Raw genomic sequence first — 15754 nt, forward strand, 5'->3', positions numbered from 1 at the left:
AAACCATCATTCGGCCGCTGTTGGCGGCGTCGCGGCGGCCTCCGCCGGGGCCGTCGGCGCCGCCTCGGCCGGCGCCGGCGCCGGCGCCAGCAGGGCCAGTTGCTCCATCAATTGGGCGAAGCGCTGCTGGCCGGGGGCGATGCCGTCGACATGCATCAGCACGCCGATGGCCTCGTCGGCCAGCGCCATGTCGTAGCCGCGCTGCTGCATGTGCGAGATCAGGATCTGCGCCGCGTTGAACAGGATGCGCAGGTTGTTGGGCAGCGCCGCGCGCGCCTCGCGCATCCACTCGACCGCCTCGTCGAGCTTGCCGGTCTTCCACAACAGCACGCCCTTGTTCATCATGTCGGCGGCCTCCTTGCGCGCCGCCTTGATCAGCTCCCCGCCCTCCTCGCCCATGCGCGCCTTGTCGAACACCTTCTGCACGTCCTCCAGCAGGGGCAGGTTGTCGTGGTTGTTGCGCGTCAGGTAGCACAGCAGCTCGACCGGCGCCTCCTTGACGCCGACGGCGAACAGCAGCGTGGCCATTTCCATGCAGGTCGGCGTGTCGGGCCGCTTCTTCTCGTCGGCCAGCATCAGTTCGAGCTCGTCGCCGGACTTGCGGGCGCGCCGGTAGTCGCCGCTCTCGTGGTAGACCAGGCCCTCGGTGATCTTGGCGCGCAGCTCGACCTGGTTGCCGGCGAAGTCGCGCACCGCCGCGTTGAGCAGGCGCACCGCCTCCTTGCTGTCGTTCTTCTGGCCGCAGACGCGGGCCAGGCCGAAGTAGGCGTCGACCGTCTTCATGATCGAGTACTCGCCGATCTCGATGCACTTGCGGAAGGCCTTCTCGGCCAGCGGGATGTTGCCCAGCTTGAGGGCGGCGATGCCCAGCGCGCGCTGGCGCGGCACCGAGTTGGGCGACAGCTTGGCGGCCTTCTCCAGCACGTCGCAGGACTCCTCGGTCTTGCCCATCAACTGGTAGGCCAGCGCCAGCTGGTCGAAGGCGTCGATGAAGAAGCGGTTCTCCGAGATGACGCCCTGGAACATCTGGCGCGCCGCCTCCAGCTCGCCGTTGTTCATGCGGATCTTGCCCAGGCCGGTGCGCGCCCAGTTGTACTCGCGCTCCTCGAGCACCCGCTCGAACACCTTGCGCGCCAGCTCCGGCTCGCCGCTCTTGAGCAGCAGGTTGGCCTTCATGCGCAGCAGGTCGATCTCGTGCAGCTTGTGGTGGACGATCTGCTCGTCGCACAGCCGGGCGGCGCGCAGGTAGTCCTTGTCGGCGAAGGCGTGGTCGATCTCGGCGAAGATCTGCTTCTTGTGCCAGACCCGGTTGAGCCGGGTCAGCAGCACGCCCTCGGTGATCGGCTTGATGATGTAGGCGTCGGGCTGGTGCTCGGCGGCGCCCATCACCGACTCGACGCTCTTCTCGGCCGACACCATCAGCCAGACGCTGCTGGGCAGCACCAGGTTCTTGATGCGCGCCTCCTCCAGCACCTGCTGGCCGTTCTTGCCCTCGCCCAGGTTGTAGTCGCACAGCACGACGTCGTAGCGGGTCTTGCCGAGCAGGGTCATGGCCTCGCCGCCGCTGGCGGCCTGGTCGATGTGCTTGGCGCCCAGGTTGCGCAGCGACTCGCGCAGCAGTTGGCGGATGCCGACGAAGTCGTCGACCAGCAGGTAGCGTTTCTCGGCCCAGTCGATGCCGTCGACGGCGGTGGCGGCGGGATCGAGGGCGTGGGCGGTCATCAAAGGTGCTCCGTTCAAGGCAGGCGCAGCACGAAGCAGCCGCCGCCCAGGGCGCCGCCGTTCTCCAGCGCGATGCCGCCGTGGCGCTGGCGGTGCTTGTGCATGCGCGCCACCTCGCTGGAGAAGTACAGGCCGAGGCCGCTGCTGTTGTTGATGAAGTTGAGCTTGCCGGCGCCGCCCTGCATGGCCGCCGCGCCGGCCTCCAGCATGGCCGGCGGGAAGCCGTCGCCGTTGTCGGCCACGCGCACCTCGAGGTAGTCGCCGTCGACGCCGACCGACAGGCGGATGCGGTCGCGCGTGTAGCGGATGGCGTTGTTGATGGCGTGGACCAGCACGCCGATGACCAGGTCCTCGTCGAAGCACCAGATCAGCTCGGAGGGGAAGTCGAGTTCGAGGGCGATGCCGCGCGACCGCAGCAGGATGCGGCTCTGCGAGGCGACCTGCTCGACCAGCTCGCCGATCTGCTGCGGCGTCGCGTCGAACGGGTAGGCCGGCTTGCCGACCTCCTTGTACAGCGCCAGCAGCTGGATCAGGTTGTCGTTCAGGCGCTTGCTCTGGTAGAGCATCTGCGCCATCTGCGGGTAGGCGGCGGCGGGGTCGCGCGGGTCGAGCGGGGCGCTGTTGTCGCCGGCGGCGGCCGGCGCGGCGGGCGGCGCGGCCGCCAGCAGGTTTTCCAGCGTGCCGCTGAGCACGCTGATCGAGTTCTTCATGTCGTGCACGGTCGACGCCAGGAACATGTACAGCTCGGGCGAACCCGCTTGATCATCCATCGTTCAGCTCTCCATCGGGCGATCCGGCAGCGCCCTTAGCGCGATTTGGAAGGTAGTCAGAGGCGAATTATATCCTGTCGCCAACAGCGCCGCGCCGCTTTTGCGCTTGCGCAAGCGCCGCTTGGCGCGGGAACAACGCCCCCCCTGGCGGGCGCGCCTCACTGGCTGCGGCGGCGCTCCTTGAGCAGGAAGCGGCCCGGGTCGAGGGCGGCGGCCAGGTTGGCCTCCAGCGGCGCCGGCAGCCCCTCGAGCTGCGACACCAGCAGCTCGGCCATCAGCGGCGCCCAGATGATGCCGCGCGAGGCGTAGCCCAGCAGGCAGTGCAGGCCGGGGTGGCGCGGCACGTCGCGCAGGCGCTCGAGGCGGCCGGCCGACGGGTAGTCGGGCAGCGCGCCGGCCAGCGGCAGGCGGTCCGGCGCGGCGCAGCGGAAGCCGACGCGGCCGGCCAGCGGCGCGTCGGCCACCCGCACGGCGGGCAGGATCTCGGCCAGCCGCGCCATGTTCTCCTGCTGGCTGGCGGCGCGCAGCGCCGGGTCGGCGTCGTCGTCGTAGGTGGCGCCGGCGCAGATCACGCCCTCGAACGGCGGCGTGATGTAGGCCTCGCGGCAGACCACCAGCGACTGCGCCGGCACCCGCTCGGGGGCCAGGTGGGTGACCTGGCCGCGCAGCGCCTGCAGCGGCAGCGGCGCCGACTGCGCCAGCGCGCGCGCGCCGGCGCCGGTGGCCAGCACCACGGTGGGCGCCTCGGCCACCAGCGCGCCGGCGGCGTCGCGCACCTGCCACCGGCCGTCGACGCGCCGCAGGTCCAGCGCCTCGGCCAGGAAGACACGGCGCAGGCGCGCGCCGCAGGCGTCCAGCAGCGCGGCGCACAAGGAGGACGGGCGCGCCCAGCCGCCCTGCTCGAACAGCCAGCCGCCGTGCGGTGTGGTCGAACCGAGGCGGGCCGAGGCGGCGGCGGCGTCGAGCCAGCGCACGTACTCGGTCGGATAGTTCCAGGCCTCGACCACCTCGCGCTGCACGGCGGCGTGGCCGGCGTCGCGCGCCAGTTGCAGCACGCCGCAGCTGGCGCCGGCGAAGGCACGGCCGACGCCGCCCAGCCGCACCCACTGGCGCAGCGCGAACAGGAAGGCGGCGCGGCTCAGGCGGGTCGGGATGTTGTCGTCCTTCGACAGCAGCGGCATGAAGATGCCGGCCAGGTTGCCGGACGCCTCCTGCGCCGGTTCGGCGTGGCGCTCGATCAGCGTCACGTCCCAGCCGTGCGCGCACAGGCGCTCGCAGGCGGCCGAGCCGGCCACGCCGGCGCCGACGACGATGGCGCGCCGCTCGGGCGCGGCCGGCGCCGCCGCTTGCGGCTTGCGGCTGGCGTAGACGCCGCGCAGGTCCGGCGGCGCCGTCGCCTCGGGCGCTGCGCCGGCGGTGGCGGGCGCGGCATCGGCATCGGGTCTGGTGGCAGCCGCCATGCCGGCGGTGGGATCCGGCACCACCTCGCAGGCGAAACCGGCGGCGCGCAAAGCCCAGGCCTGCGCCTCGTCCGGCGCGCCGGCCCACAGCGTGGCACCCTGCACCGCCAGCCGCGCCAGCGCGCGCGCGGGGATGGCCGGCACGCCGGCCGCCACGGCCGGCACGTGGAAGGCGTCGACGCGCGCCTCGATCTGCGGCAGCAGCGCCTCGGCCGAGCCGATCATCAGGTCGAGCGTGACGCGGCCGTCGTCGAGCAGGATGCGGTGCAGGCCGGGCACCAGCGGCGGCCACAGCGCGCGCAGCTGGGCCGGGGCGATGTCGGCGGCGGCCGGCGGCCGCGGCGCGATGGCCAGGTAGTGCAGCGCGCCGCGCGCGGGCGCCGCCTGCCATTCGGTCCACAGGCGGAAGAACTGCCCGCCCCGGCCGAAGTCGGTGTCGAGGACGACGTGCGGGCCGCTCACGCGCGTGGCGCCGAGTGGTGGCGGAAGCAGTCCGGCGCGTGGTCGTCGACCATGCCGATGGCCTGCATGTAGGCGTAAATGATGGTCGAGCCGACGAACTTGAAGCCCAGCTTGGCCAGGTCCTTGGAGATGCGGTCGGACAGCGCGGTGGTGACGATGCGCTCGGCGCCGGGATTGACGATGGGCGTGCCGTCCACATAGGCCCACAGCAGCTGGTCCAGGCTGCTCCCCTGGGCGCGCAGGCGCAGGTAGGCCTGGGCGTTGGTGATGGCCGCAGCCACCTTCAGCCGGTTGCGCACGATGCCGGCATCGGCCAGCAGCGCGGCCACCTTGTCGGCGTCGTAGACGGCGATTTTTTCCGCGTCCCAGTCGTCGAAGGCGGCGCGGTAGGTATCGCGCTTGTTGAGGATGGTCTCCCAGCTCAGACCGGCCTGCGCGCCCTCCAGGTTGAGCATCTCGAACAGCTTGCGCTCGTCGTGGCAGGGCACGCCCCACTCGTGGTCGTGGTAGTCGACATAGCGTGGATTGGCCGAGTTGGCCCAGTTGCAGCGGGTAGGTGTCATGGCAGGCGAGTCGTGGCGCGAAAGACAGCCAGTATAATTTATTTCTACCCCCCACCGATCCGCCACGGTCGGGGTCTGACCCCGTACGGGGTCAGACCCCTGGCTTGCGGGGGTTGGGGCGGCGGCCAACCACCAATCACAGGAGCAGTCATGCGATTCGAAGCAACGTTGGAATGGCAACGCAACGGACAGGTTTTTCTGGATCAGCGCTATAGCCGCGCGCACACCTGGAGCTTCGACGGCGGTCTGACCGTGCCGGCCTCGTCGTCGCCGCTGTCGGTGCCGCCGCCGATGTCGGAGGCGGCCAACCTCGACCCCGAGGAGGCGCTGGTGGCCGCCACCTCCAGCTGCCATATGCTGTTCTTCCTCTCCATCGCCGCCCAGCGCGGCCACACGGTCGACAGCTACGTCGACCGCGCCGTCGGCGTGCTGGGCAAGAACGCGGACGGAAAAATGGCCATGACCCGCATCGCGCTGCGCCCCGAGATCAGCTTCGCCGGCACCACCTGGCCGGGCGCCGAGGAGCTGGCGGCGATCCACCACGCCGCCCACGACAAGTGCTACATCGCCAATTCGCTCAAGGCCGAGGTGGTGGTGGAGGCGCCGCCGCCCCGCTAGTGTAGTGTTGAATTCTGTTTTAGCGCATGGTTGCGCATTGGCGCGAATGACCTTTTGCAATATGTCGCGGGCACTGGCGGTCCAGATAAATGGCTTGGGGTTGGTGTTGTGGTTGACGATGTCTTGATCGATGGCGGAGGTCAATTCAGGGACGCTGGTATCCGGCTAGTAGGCGATATCCTCCATGCGGAAACGATACTTGCGCCGCTCCGGCAGACTCCACTCCGGCCCGGCCTCCACTCGTCGGGGCGCGGGCAACTCGGACGGCTCGCTGGCGGGTGCTGGCGGCAGGGCGGCGGCGGGCGCGACAGCGGCGACAGCGAGCGGGGCGGCGGCCAACTCCGCCCTCCTCTGCTCCGCGGCGAACTCCCGGCGCAGGCGGCTGGCGACGGTCCATTTTTTGTCACCGGGCCGGCGCACGGACAGGTCGGACCAGGCATTGCGGTTGCTGCGGGCGAAGGAGCGGGCGAACTGGTTGGGCGAAACGGCGCGCCCGTTGTGGATGATCTGGTCGCCCACCACCTCCGCATAGTTGTGTTCGCCATAGCTCCACGAGCGCAGTCGGGTGCCCTCCGGCAGAAACAGCGATTTCCATTGGTAGCCATGCAGCGGCGGCCGGTCCGGGTGCGGACATTGCTGCTCACACAACCACAATTCAACCGCCGCCAGCATCGCGGCGGACAAATCCTGCGGGCCGCCATGCTTTTCCAGATGCGCAATCAGCTGGAGCAGGACGGGATGGGGAAGCTGCACGGACACTGTGGTAAACATTCTCTTTTCTCCTCTGCTTTGCCCTGCTTTTTTCTCTTTTCTTCTCTTTTGACCCGCGTAGCGAAAAAGAGTTCAAAGCAGGGGAAAAGAGAAGAAAAAAGAAGGAAAAGCAGAAGGTTTACCAGAGAGGTTGGGAACGGCGCGCGCCCTAGTATAGTGTTGAGTCCTTGTTGACGCATAGAAATGCGCCCCAAGAACGCAACACTACGCTAGTCCCGCGCGCCCGGACGCGGCGGCGGCGTTGCGCCGCCTACGCTTCCAGGTCGCTCGACAGGCCGACGCGGCGGCGCTCGCCGCCCAGCGCCAGCGGGCCTGTCAGGTTGGTCACCAGGCGCACCTCGCCCTCGGCGACGGCCTGGTCGAGCTGCTGCATCAGACGCGGGAACAGGCCGTCCGGCCGCGCCAGCTCGGTGGCGTACAGCGCCGCCCAGGCGTTGCGGCCGGAGCGCTTGGCGATGTACAGGCCCTGGTCGGCCAGCTCGACCACCTGCGACCAGGTCAGCAGCCGCGCCTGCGTCGGCAGGAAGGGGAAGCAGGCGAAGCCGATCGAGCAGGTCTTGGCCAGGGTGGCGCCGTCGGCCAGCTCGAAGGGCCGGTCGGCCACGGCGCAGCGGATGCGCTCGGCCACCACCCTGGCCTCGTCGCGGTGGGTGGCGCGCGCCAGCACCAGGAACTCCTCGCCGCCCCAGCGGATCAGGTAGTCGGACTCGCGGAACACCTCGCGCAGGCGCTCCTGCATCTGCACCAGGATCGAGTCGCCGGCGGCGTGGCCGTAGCGGTCGTTGACCTCCTTGAAGTGGTCCAGGTCGACCATGAAGAAGACCAGGTCCTTGTCGAGCATCTGCTCGCGCTCGGCGCCGTCGGCGCGCGCGCCCTGGTCGTAGCGGCGCAGGCTCATCGCCACGTCGGTGTCGACGTGCTGCAGGAAGAAGCGGCGGTTGCGCAGGCCGGTCAGCTGGTCGGTCAGGCTGACCTCCTCCAGCGCCTTGTAGGCGCGCTCCAGTTCCAGGTTCTTCTCCAGCAGCTGTTCCTGGGTCGCGCTCAGCGTCTTCAGGGTGGCCTCGACCTGGCGGTAGGCGGCGGCGTTGTCGAGCGCGATGGCGCCGTAGGCGCACAGGGTGCGGAAGATCAGCCGGTCGCGGTCGCCGTAGGCGCTGGCGTGCAGCGACTGCACCGTCATCGCGCCGAGCACGCGCTCGCCGACGCGCAGCGGCGCGAACAACAGGGTCAGGGTCGGCAGCGTGCCGGGGATCAGGTTCGGCGTGGCGCCGTCGGCGGCCAGCTCGATGAGCAGCTCGCGCCGCTCGCGCACGCAGCGCGCGCTGTTGGCCCTGGGGTCGCCCAGCGCGAAGCGGATGGCCGGCAGCGGCTTGCCCGCCTCGACGCCGAAGGCGCAGCGCAGCGACTGGCCGTCCGGCTCGAGCAGGAAGATCGAGAAGTGGGTGGCGTCGAGCAGGCCGTGGACGTGGCGGTCGAGGGCGCGGAACACCGCCGCCGCGTCGAGGTGGGCGGTGATCTCCTGGCCGATCGCGCTCAGGTGCTGCAGGGTGGCGCTGGTCTGCTGCAGCACCTCGGCGCGCTGCGCCTCGGCGGCGGCCAGCTGGCGGTGGTGCTCGCCCTCGGTCTGGGCGCGCTCGGTCTGGTACTGCACCTGCATGGCGATGGCGCGGTTGGTGGCCTGCTGGCTGTGGGTCTGGTCGCGCGCCGCGCTGGCCTGCAGCGCGATCTGGTAGGCGGTGGCGTAGTCGCCGATGGCGGCGTGCTCGCGCGCGGCGGCGTCGAGCAGCGCGCCGGGCACGGCGTAGCCGTCGATGGTGGCGGCGGTGGCCAGCGCCAGTTGCAGGTAGTGCAGCACGGCGTTGGGCGCGGCCATGTCGGCCGGCGGCGCCAGCCGGTGGCGCGCGTGGATGCGCGCCAGCACGCTGAGCGCGGCGATCTGGTTGGAGGCGTCGCCGTGCTCGCAGGCCAGCGCCAGCGCGGTGTTGGCGACGGCCAGCGCGTCGGCCGGCCGGTCCAGCTGCGACAGGGCGTGCGCCTGGCCGCGCCGCGCGCTGCTCTGGAAGTCGGACTGGCGCAGCGCGTCGCCGCGCTCGCCGAGGCGGGCGAAGCTGTCGAGGGCGGCGTTGTAGTTGCCCAGGTCGAGCGCCAGGTCGCCCTGGTACTCGAGCGCGATGGCGTAGGCGCGCGAGCCGGCCAGCGGCGCCAGCGTGTGCAGCGCCTCGCGCAGCAGGCCCTGGGCGGCCTCGCGCTGGCCCAGCTGGCGCAGCGTTTCGGCGGTCTGCATCAGGCACAGGCCGATGCTCAGCGGCCAGCCGGTGGGCCGCGCCAGGTCGAGGCCGCGCTGCATCCATTCGAGCGCGGCGTCGTGCGCGTTCAGGCTGGTGAAGGCGTTGCCGATGTTGGTGGCGACGATGATGGCGCGGCGCCGCTGGCCGCTGCCCATGGCCGCCTCGTAGCTGTGCATCAGGTGGCCGATGGCGCGGCCGTAGTCGCTGGCCTGGAAGGCGCGGGTGCCGTGGTAGTCGCTGATCCAGCCGGCCGCCACCGGCTGCGCCGGGTCCGGCTCGGCGGCGAAGCGCTGGCCCCAGCGCGCGGTGGCGCTGTGGACGTCGCCGAACACGTCGAAGATGGCGGCGGCGGCGTCGATCACGTCGGCGCGCAGCGGGTCGCCGGCGGCGCGCGCGCTGGCGGCGGCGCTGGCCAGCGCGGCGTCGCCGCGGCCCGGGTCGCCGCGGTCGTTGGCGATCCAGGCCAGCAGCCAGTGGGCGTCGGCGCGGCCGCGCGGGTCGGCGCAGTGCTCGAACAGCCCCAGCGCGTGCTCGGCCTGGCCCTGCGCGGCGTCGAGCGCGCCGGCCAGCCAGTGCGCCTCGGCGCCGACCAGCTCGAGGCGGGCCTGCACGGGGAAACGTTGCGCCTCGGCCAGCGCGGCCAGCAGGGGCGCCGCCTCGGCCGCCCAGCCCTGCGCCCGCGCGGGATCGCGCTGGCGGCTGTGCCAGGCGAGCTGGGCCAGCAGTGTCAGCCGCGCAGCACCCTCGGACGAGGGCAGCGCCGCATTCCACTGCGCCAACTCTTCATCGAGCGCAAACATTTCCACTAAATCAATTCCTCAAGCTGTTGTGTCGCGACGGGGACCCCGGATCCGGCCCCGGCGGCACGGTTTTCTTGCTCATGCGCATTTACACGCGCATCCGCATTATTTCACAGTTTGGCCGGCAAGCCGCTGGCGCTGCGGCTTTGCGGCCGGTGGAAGGACTCAAGTGCTTGATATCAAAGACAAATGTTGATTCCACATGGAAACAATGATTGACCTGTTGGGAAGCCCGCGCGGCTAACGCAACAGCGTCACGGCGGCGGAAAATGTAAAAAACGATATCGCCGTCGAGACCAGGATGATGCGCGCGATGCGGCCGGTGTCGGCGCCGTAGCGTTCCGACAACATGGCGACGTTGCTGGCGCTCGGCAGGCAGGCCACCAGCACCACGGTGTTCAAGGCGAAGGGCTCGAGCGGCAGGCCGAGGCGGATGGCGGCGTGGCCCAGCGCCAGCATCAGCAGCGGATGCAGCACCAGCTTCTTCAGCGCCACCGGCACGTACTCGCGCAGCGGCGTGGCGTCGGCGCTGGCCATCTGCGAGCGGGCCAGCACCGCGCCGATGGTGAACAGGGCCACCGGCGAGGCGGCGTCGGCCAGCATGGCGACGCTGCGCTGCAGCGGGCCGGGCAGGGCCAGGCCGAGCGCCGAGGCCAGCGCGCCGAGCACGATGGACCAGGGCATCGGGTTGGCCAGCATGCCGCGCAGCGCGGCCAGCACGGCGCCGCGGCCGCGCCCGCTGCCGACCCGCGACAGGGCGATGCACAGCGAGCTGGTGATGACCATGTCGACGGCGATGGTCAGGATCACCGGCCCCGACGAGCGCGGCCCGAGCAGCGCCAGCAGCAGCGGCACGCCCATGAAGCCGGTGTTGGGGAAGGCCGCCACCAGGGCGCCGAAGGCGGCGTCGTTCCAAGCGATGCGGTGGCTCAGCGTGGCGGCCATGGTCAGGCCGACCATCAGCAGCGCGCACAGCAGGTAGACGGCGAACAGGCCGGGGTCGAGCAGCTGGGCCAGCGGGGTCGCCGCGCCGAAGCGGAACAACATGCAGGGCAGCGCGAAGTACAACACGAAGCTGTTCATGCCGGGAATGGCGACCAGCGGCAGCATGCCACGGCGCACCGCCACATAGCCGCACAGCACGAGGGCGAAGAAGGGGAAGGTGACGGCGAGGATATCGAGCATGGCAGGCCATTGTAAGCGCGGGCTTTTGCTCTATGCTGTCGAGATCGAAAAAATGTATTTTTCGCGCGATGGCATCGGCGCGGCGCGCCCGGGCCGGGTCGGCGCGTTCCCTTGGATCGACGGGGAGTTCGGCCACGCGCTGTGCGGCGCGCCCGGCAAAACGGCGCCGGGCGGGATCGCCGGCGCCGCCTACGCACAACTGGAGCCGGCCTCCCGGGTGGAGGTCCGGCCCGGCCCGCCCGGGGCCCGGGCGGGCTTCAACCCAAGCTCAGGCGTGCTTGCCGACCTCGATCAGGCGCGAACGCATGTTCTCCGAGGCGGCCGGTCCCGGCGCGAACATATAGTCCTCGTCGTTGATGGCCAGGCCGCTGTTGGCGTCGACCAACACCTGGTCGGCCGGCTTGCCGGTCTCGCGGCTGACCACCAGCAGGCTGGCGCCCTCCGGCGCCAGATGGTCGTTGCCCCAGGCGATGAAGGCCAGCAGCACCGGTTTGAAGGCGCGGCCGGACTTGGTCAGCACGTATTCGTAACGCGGCGGTCGGGCGCTGTACTGGCGGCGCTCCATCAGGCCGCCCTCGACCAGCCCGGCCAGACGGCGCGTCAGCATGTTCGGCGCGATCTTCAGGCTCTTCTCGAATTCGTCGAAGCGCGACAAGCCATAGAAGGCATCGCGTAAAATCAGGATACTCCACCACTCTCCGACCTTCCCCAAGCTGCGGGCGATCGGACAGGGCATGCGGCCAAAATCGGTATGTTTCATGGGGGACTCCGTTCCGGTGCTGATGCGGGTGAGATTGCGGGGTGACGGCAGAGTCACCGCTTTCGCAAAGTCATTATTGTCCATTCGTAAAATGCCTGCTTTTGCTGGGCGAGACAGCGGTTTTGGATGCAGAGAAAACTATTAAAAAAAATGGAAAGATAGGCATAATACGCAACACACTTCCAGTTAACGTAGCAAATTGATCATGTTTCCAAGCAACGAATCGACCGTGCGCCATATCCTGATCGTGGACGACTCCGCGTTCGAGCAGCGCATGCTGATGGATTTGTTGGGCGAGTTGCCCTACCGCATCTCGGTCGCCTTCAACGGCCTGCAGGGCTACCAACTGGCGCTGGCCAAGCAGCCGGACCTGATCCTGCTCGACGTGCGCATGCCCAATATGGACGGCTACACCGCCTGCCGCCTGCTCAAGGCCAACCCGGCCACGCGCGACATCCCGGTGATCTTCCTCAGCGGCGCCGACGCCGACGAGGAGCGCATCATGGGCCTGTCGATCGGCGGCGTCGACTACGTCTCCAAGCCGTTCTCGCCGGGCGAGCTGGCGGCGCGCATCCACGTCCACCTGAACCTGGTGCAGCGGCCCGGCGCCGCCGCCGCCGCCGGCCAGGCGGCCGACCCGGACGCGGTGCTGGTGCGCGCCGTCAAGCGCCTGATCGCCGACAACCTGGCGGCCCTGCCCAGCCTGGCCGAGATCGCCCGCAGCGTCGGCACCTACCGCGAAAAACTGTCGCAGGTGTTCCGCGAGCAGACCGGCATGACGGTGTTCGCCTTCATCCGCGAGGAGCGCATCCGCCGTGGCGTGCAACTGCTGCGCGAGAGCGAGATCGACGTGCAGGACATCGCCCTGCTGATCGGCTTCAACAACGCCGGCAACTTCGCCACCGCCTTCCGCGAGCGCATCGGCGTCACCCCCAGCGCCTACCGCCTGTCGATGCAGCAACATAAAAAACCGCCGGAGGACTGAAGCCCCCCGGCGGCAGCGGCCGGCGCTGGCGCGCCGGACGGATTCTTGTTGTTTCTTGTTGTTGTTAGCGTCGATATTCCATGAATTTCCTTTGAATTTCCTTTGAATTTCCTTTGAATTTCCTTTGAATTTCCTTTGAATTTCCTTTGACTATCGCGCGCCCTCAGCGCAGCCGTGGCGCCGCGCCGCGTCCGTCCAGCTGGAACACGCTGACCACCGCCGCCAGCTTGGCGGCCTGCTCCTGCAGCGACGAGGCGGCGGCGGCCGCCTCCTCCACCAGCGCGGCGTTCTGCTGGGTCACCTCGTCCATCTGGGTGATCGCCTTGTTGACCTCCTCGATGCCCGTGCTCTGCTCCTGGCTGGCCGCCGAGATCTCGGCCACCACGTCGCTGACGCGGCGCACGCTGGCCACCACCTCGCTCATGGTGCTGCCGGCCTGCTGCACCAGGCTGGTGCCGGAGTCGACCTTGCCGACCGAGTCGACGATCAACTCCTTGATCTCCCTGGCCGCCGCCGCGCTGCGCTGGGCCAGGTTGCGCACCTCCGAGGCGACCACCGCGAAGCCACGGCCCTGCTCGCCGGCGCGGGCCGCCTCGACGGCGGCGTTGAGCGCCAAGATATTCGTCTGGAAGGCGATGCCGTCGATCACGCTGATGATGTCGACGATCTTGCGCGACGAGGCGCTGATCGACTCCATCGTCTCGATCACCTGGCCGACCACCCTGCCGCCGTCGCTGGCCGTGCCCGAGGCCGACTGCGCCAGCTGGTTGGCCTGGCGCGCGTTGTCGGCGTTCTGCCGCACCGTCGAGGTCAGCTGCTCCATCGCCGAGGCGGTCTGCTCCAGCGAGCTGGCCTGCTCCTCGGTGCGGCTCGACAGGTCGAGGTTGCCGCTGGCGATCTGCGCCGAGGCGGTGGCGATGGTGTCGGTGCCGCTGCGCACCTCGCCGACCACGCGCAGCAGGCTGTCGTTCATCGCCTTGAGCGAGTGCATCAGCTGGCCCGTCTCGTCCGTGCTGTGGGCGACGATGTGGCCGCTCAGGTCGCCGTCGGCGACGCGCCGGGCGATCGCCACCGCCTCGCGCAGCGGCACGGCGACGGTGCGGGCGACGAACAGCGCCAGCGCCAGGCCGACGCCGATCAGCGCCAGCAGGATGGTGATGATCAGATTGCGCGACATGGCGAAGGTGGCGCTGGCCGAGGTGTTGGAGGCGGCGCTGCCCTCGTCGTTGATCTTGACCAGGGCGTCGAGCTGCTCGTTGACCTGGCGGAACACCTTGTTCGACTCGCCACGGAACAGCGCGCGCGCCTCGTCCTTCTTGCCCTCGTGCGACAACGCGGCCAGCTTGCCGCTCTGCGCCATGTAGGCGTCGAGCGCCTTCTGCAACTCGGCGTAGATGCGCTTCTCCTCCTGCTCGGAAACCAGCGCGGCGTAGCTGGCCTGTTGCTTGCGCAAGGTCTCGACGCGCGAGGCCATCGACTTGTCGGTGGCGGCCATCTCGGCCTCCTCGGCCAGCAGGATGTGGGTCGCCTCGGAGATGCGGAAGCGCGACAGCGAGGTCTGCATCTGGCCCAGGTAGCGCACCGCCGGCATCCAGTTGGTGGCGATGTCGGTCGAGGCCTGGTTGACCTTGACCAACTGGCCGATCGAGAACACGCCGAGGAAACAGGTCATCGCGATGACGACGGCGAAGGCCAAGGTCAGCTTGCGTGCGATGTTCAAATCGTAAAACCACTTCATGGCGTCTCCCCGCTGTGTGGCCGCTCGCCGACGGACGCGGCGATGACGGTGGCCGGCAAAGGAAGTTTCCCTAATGCCAACTCGACCATCATAAAACCGCCGCGTCCGGCTGTCGACAGATATGCCGCCGAGTGTTGTGCGGAGTGCGTTTTTTTGCGCGTCGATAGCGGATTGAAAGCTTGCCGTGCTAGGCGCCGCGGCTCACTCCGCCACGGCGGCCGGCGCCTGGCCGGCGCCGCGCGTGTCGCGCGCCGCCATCAGCCACAGCATGCCGGCCGACAGCAGGGCCGGCACGGCGACCAGCAGGAAGATGCTGCTGTTGGGCCAGTTCATGCCGATCAGCTGGCCGCCCAGCACCGGGCCGACGATCGAGCCGATGCGGCCCACGCCCAGGCTCCAGCCGATGCCGGTCGAACGCAGCGTGGTCGGATAGTACTGGGCGGCGAGCGCGTTGACGGCCGGCTGGCCGCCGACGATGCAAAAGCCGGTGACGAAGATGGCGCAGAACAGCAGGGCCAGCGAGGCGTCGGCGCGGCCGATCAGGGCGATGGCGACGGCGGCGACCAGGAAGGACGGCACCAGCACGCGCTGGAAGCCGGCGCGGTCGATCCACTGGCCCATGGTCAGGGTGCCGATGGTGCCGCCGACCTGCAGCACGGTGCCGGCCAGCACCGCCGTCTGGGTCGACAGGCCGGCGTCCTTGGCGATGCTGGGCAGCCAGTTGGAGAGGAAGTAGAAGTTGAGCAAATTCATGAAGTTGACCACCCACAGCAGCAGGGTGGTGCGGGCGCGGCCCTCGCGGAACAGCTGGGCCACGCTGGCGCCGGCGCGCTGCTTCTCGTTGACCAGGTAGCGCGTGCCGGCGTCGATGCGCAGTTGCGGGTCGATGCGCGCCAGCCATTTGCCGACCTGCTCGACCTTGCCGCGCAACACCAGGAACTGCAGCGACTCGGGCAAGTAGGCCAGCATCAGCAGACCGATCACCAGCGGCACGGCGCCACCGACATAGAACACCGAGTGCCAGCCGAAGGCCGGGATCAGCGCCGCCGACAGCAGGCCGCCGGCCACGGCGCCGACGGTGAAGCCGCAGGACACCATCATCATCAGGGTGACGCGGCGGCGCGCCGGGCTGTATTCGCCGGCCAGGGCCATGGCGTTGGGCATCACCGCGCCCAGGCCCAGGCCGGTGATGAAGCGGATCAGTTCGAGTTGGAACAGGCTGGTGGCCGACGGCGTGGCCAGCATGCAGACGGAGAAGAACAGGGTGGCGGCGATCAGCACGGGGCGGCGGCCGACGCGGTCGGCCAGCAGGCTGAACAGCAAGGAGCCGACCAGCATGCCGAACAGGCCGGCGCCGAACACGGGGCCGAGGCTGGCCTTGCTGACGCCCCAGTCGTGGATGATGGCGGGCGCCACATAGCCCATCGCCTGCACGTCGAAGCCGTCCATGATGACGCACAGGCCGCACAGCAACAGCACGCCGGCCTGGAAGCGGCCGGTCTTGCCCTTGTCGATCAATGCCGGAATATCGATTGCCTTGCCTGTGTCCATCTTGTCTCCTCTGGGGTTTACTTTTTTAATGCAACCATTAGAGAACAGAACGATCCATCATACAAACAGTATATTTTTGTG

The 15754-nt window shown here is 69.3% G+C and carries 12 protein-coding genes; 2 read left to right on the forward strand and 10 right to left on the reverse strand.

The genetic code is table 11. The features are described from left to right. Positions 1-6: 6 nt before the first annotated feature. From BM252_RS22845 to BM252_RS22860, 4 genes are all read right to left on the reverse strand, one after another. Positions 7-1722 (reverse strand): response regulator, encoded by a 1716-nt coding sequence (locus BM252_RS22845; protein ID WP_093389985.1) that lies wholly within the window; start codon positions 1720-1722, stop codon positions 7-9. A 14-nt stretch (positions 1723-1736) separates the two neighbouring features. Next, positions 1737-2492, reverse strand: a complete 756-nt coding sequence (locus BM252_RS22850; RefSeq protein ID WP_093389986.1) for a sensor histidine kinase — start codon at positions 2490-2492, stop codon at positions 1737-1739. Positions 2493-2650: 158 nt separating this feature from the next. Continuing rightward, entirely contained in the window at positions 2651-4414 is a 1764-nt protein-coding gene (mnmC1, locus tag BM252_RS22855) for an FAD-dependent 5-carboxymethylaminomethyl-2-thiouridine(34) oxidoreductase MnmC1 (RefSeq protein WP_093389987.1), read from the reverse strand. Beyond that, positions 4411-4977 (reverse strand): DNA-3-methyladenine glycosylase I, encoded by a 567-nt coding sequence (locus BM252_RS22860; RefSeq protein WP_093389988.1) that lies wholly within the window; start codon positions 4975-4977, stop codon positions 4411-4413. The genes mnmC1 and BM252_RS22860 overlap by 4 nt, the downstream gene beginning before the upstream one ends. A gap of 150 nt (positions 4978-5127) precedes the next feature. Here BM252_RS22860 and BM252_RS22865 point away from each other — a divergent pair, with 150 nt between their 5' ends. Continuing rightward, positions 5128-5595 carry an OsmC family protein gene (locus BM252_RS22865; protein WP_093389989.1) on the forward strand — a complete coding sequence of 156 codons (468 nt, stop codon included), beginning with the start codon at positions 5128-5130 and terminating at the stop codon, positions 5593-5595. Between the two features lie 165 nt (positions 5596-5760). Here the strand turns inward: BM252_RS22865 and BM252_RS22870 are convergent, their stop codons facing one another. The 4 genes from BM252_RS22870 to BM252_RS22885 form a co-directional block, all read right to left on the reverse strand. Then, a complete protein-coding gene (locus tag BM252_RS22870; RefSeq protein WP_093389990.1) occupies positions 5761-6366 on the reverse strand; it encodes a hypothetical protein in 606 nt (201 codons plus the stop codon). Positions 6367-6616: 250 nt separating this feature from the next. Beyond that, positions 6617-9454: a diguanylate cyclase gene (locus BM252_RS22875; RefSeq protein ID WP_093389991.1), complete on the reverse strand. Its 2838-nt coding sequence runs from the start codon at positions 9452-9454 to the stop codon at positions 6617-6619. 240 nt (positions 9455-9694) lie between these two features. After that, entirely contained in the window at positions 9695-10639 is a 945-nt protein-coding gene (locus BM252_RS22880) for an AEC family transporter (protein ID WP_093389992.1), read from the reverse strand. Between the two features lie 268 nt (positions 10640-10907). After that, positions 10908-11399 (reverse strand): winged helix-turn-helix transcriptional regulator, encoded by a 492-nt coding sequence (locus BM252_RS22885; RefSeq protein WP_093389993.1) that lies wholly within the window; start codon positions 11397-11399, stop codon positions 10908-10910. A gap of 205 nt (positions 11400-11604) precedes the next feature. Here BM252_RS22885 and BM252_RS22890 point away from each other — a divergent pair, with 205 nt between their 5' ends. After that, positions 11605-12384 carry a response regulator transcription factor gene (locus BM252_RS22890; protein WP_093390057.1) on the forward strand — a complete coding sequence of 260 codons (780 nt, stop codon included), beginning with the start codon at positions 11605-11607 and terminating at the stop codon, positions 12382-12384. A 163-nt stretch (positions 12385-12547) separates the two neighbouring features. Here BM252_RS22890 and BM252_RS22895 read toward each other — a convergent pair whose 3' ends face one another. Together BM252_RS22895 and BM252_RS22900 are read right to left on the reverse strand one after the other, a co-directional pair. Continuing rightward, positions 12548-14122: a methyl-accepting chemotaxis protein gene (locus BM252_RS22895; RefSeq protein WP_093389994.1), complete on the reverse strand. Its 1575-nt coding sequence runs from the start codon at positions 14120-14122 to the stop codon at positions 12548-12550. Positions 14123-14323: 201 nt separating this feature from the next. Further along, positions 14324-15673 carry an MFS transporter gene (locus BM252_RS22900; protein ID WP_093389995.1) on the reverse strand — a complete coding sequence of 450 codons (1350 nt, stop codon included), beginning with the start codon at positions 15671-15673 and terminating at the stop codon, positions 14324-14326. Positions 15674-15754 lie beyond the last annotated feature (81 nt).

This window comes from Rugamonas rubra (assembly GCF_900114705.1).
GTDB classification, from domain to species: Bacteria; Pseudomonadota; Gammaproteobacteria; order Burkholderiales; family Burkholderiaceae_D; genus Rugamonas; species Rugamonas rubra.

Excerpts from the sequence above, each read along its gene's own strand:
- BM252_RS22895 (WP_093389994.1), bottom strand. The coding sequence starts at position 14,122 with ATGAAGTGGTTTTACGATTTGAACATCGCACGCAAGCTGACCTTGGCC.
- BM252_RS22890 (WP_093390057.1), top strand. The coding sequence starts at position 11,605 with ATGTTTCCAAGCAACGAATCGACCGTGCGCCATATCCTGATCGTGGAC.
- BM252_RS22865 (WP_093389989.1), top strand. The coding sequence starts at position 5,128 with ATGCGATTCGAAGCAACGTTGGAATGGCAACGCAACGGACAGGTTTTT.
- BM252_RS22845 (WP_093389985.1), bottom strand. The coding sequence starts at position 1,722 with ATGACCGCCCACGCCCTCGATCCCGCCGCCACCGCCGTCGACGGCATC.
- BM252_RS22875 (WP_093389991.1), bottom strand. The coding sequence starts at position 9,454 with ATGTTTGCGCTCGATGAAGAGTTGGCGCAGTGGAATGCGGCGCTGCCC.
- BM252_RS22870 (WP_093389990.1), bottom strand. The coding sequence starts at position 6,366 with ATGTTTACCACAGTGTCCGTGCAGCTTCCCCATCCCGTCCTGCTCCAG.
- BM252_RS22900 (WP_093389995.1), bottom strand. The coding sequence starts at position 15,673 with ATGGACACAGGCAAGGCAATCGATATTCCGGCATTGATCGACAAGGGC.
- BM252_RS22885 (WP_093389993.1), bottom strand. The coding sequence starts at position 11,399 with ATGAAACATACCGATTTTGGCCGCATGCCCTGTCCGATCGCCCGCAGC.
- BM252_RS22850 (WP_093389986.1), bottom strand. The coding sequence starts at position 2,492 with ATGGATGATCAAGCGGGTTCGCCCGAGCTGTACATGTTCCTGGCGTCG.
- BM252_RS22860 (WP_093389988.1), bottom strand. The coding sequence starts at position 4,977 with ATGACACCTACCCGCTGCAACTGGGCCAACTCGGCCAATCCACGCTAT.
- BM252_RS22880 (WP_093389992.1), bottom strand. The coding sequence starts at position 10,639 with ATGCTCGATATCCTCGCCGTCACCTTCCCCTTCTTCGCCCTCGTGCTG.